Raw genomic sequence first — 626 nt, forward strand, 5'->3', positions numbered from 1 at the left:
CAAAATTCGAGTTTGATTTTTCGGACAGTAGTTATGGCTTTCGTCCCAATCGGAGTTTACATCAGGCAGCTTTAAAATCTCAGGAATATATCAACCAAGGCTTTCAGCACATTGTAGATATTGACCTGCAAAGCTTCTTCGATGAAGTAGACCATTGTTATTTACTGCAATTGCTTTATCGAAAGATAAAATGCAAAACTACAATGCGCCTGATACGCAAATGGCTAAGAGCCCCGATTCTAATCGACGGCAAACTGGTCAAACGCAGAAAAGGCGTTCCACAGGGCAGTCCATTAAGTCCTCTTTTGTCGAACATCATGTTGCATGAGTTGGATAGAGAACTTGAACGGCAGAAGCTACGTTTTGTGCGTTATGCCGATGATTTTAGCATTTACCTGAAAACAAAATCGAAAGCCCGAAAAGTAGGGAATTCGATTTACAAGTTTTTAAGAGACAAACTAAAATTGAAGATAAACAGAGAAAAAAGTGGTATTCGCCGACCAGTTCATTTTGTGCTTTTGGGTTTTGGTTTTGTGCCAACCTACAAGAAAGGCGAACGAGGTAAGTATCAATTGGTGGTATCCGAAAAGAGTTGGAAAAATCTGAAACAAAAGCTAAAAACCATC

1 protein-coding gene is annotated in these 626 nt (G+C 39.5%); it reads left to right on the forward strand.

All coding sequences use genetic code 11. From position 1 onward, the window contains the following. The coding region (locus M0051_RS19610) for a reverse transcriptase domain-containing protein (protein ID WP_306743266.1) at positions 1-626 on the forward strand (626 nt) is incomplete at both ends.

Source organism: Marinifilum sp. D714 (assembly GCF_030851345.1).
GTDB lineage: Bacteria > Bacteroidota > Bacteroidia > Bacteroidales > Marinifilaceae > Marinifilum.